Here is a 647-nt window from a genome sequence, read left to right as displayed (position 1 = left end):
CAGAACGGTTTCGTGGTATTTCGCCAGAGAACTATATTCGGTATCGCTTAAAGCATATAGGGGAACGGTACGTGAAAACAAACGCCGTCCTGGAGGCGGCGGGGAAATGGCAATAAAAATCGCCGCTCTCCGGCATGCAGACCGGAGGGCGGCAAAGGGAATCCAAGACAAGCCTATTGTAGGGCATGGAAGGAGAAAAGTCAAGATGTCAATCCAGATTTCGATCAGCCCGCCCATGGAAGTATGCGGATCTGGAGTTGTTCGGATCAATCAGGAGGCGGCGCAAATTGTTAACCGGCTCATAGCAACCTATCGCGTCCCGGCAAAAGAAATCGTCTCGAAGATCATTATCGAAGCAGACCGGCAGGGCCTCGACGTGATACTAAAAGGGGATGAGTGATATGACAACAAGAGTCCACACCGGCTTGCATGACAGAAACGATGAGGAGGCTGTCACACGCGATTCGTTCGGCCATGAGATCTACCTGGATGAAGTTACATTCGAATGTGCCGGGAAGGTGATGTGCTCTGAATGCTTTCAGGCGTATCTGGATGAGTTGTACAGGACGTCTCCATGGCTTCTGGCCGATGCGCTCGGCTTCGAGATCGTGAGGCACGTATGAAGGCGAACGGGAGCTGCGTCAGCT

Annotated in this window: 1 protein-coding gene; it reads left to right on the top strand. The window is 52.4% G+C overall.

Translation table 11 applies throughout. The features are described 5' to 3' along the window. Positions 1 to 400: hypothetical protein (locus tag H8S57_RS16940; protein WP_207723852.1), on the top strand; the 400-nt coding region annotated here is incomplete at its 5' end. Positions 401 to 647 lie beyond the last annotated feature (247 nt).

It is taken from the genome of Lawsonibacter hominis (assembly GCF_014287895.1).
In the GTDB taxonomy this organism is placed as follows: domain Bacteria; phylum Bacillota; class Clostridia; order Oscillospirales; family Oscillospiraceae; genus Lawsonibacter_A; species Lawsonibacter_A hominis.
The sequence above is the reverse complement of the archived record's forward strand: the minus strand, read 5'-3'. Positions and strand labels throughout refer to the sequence as shown.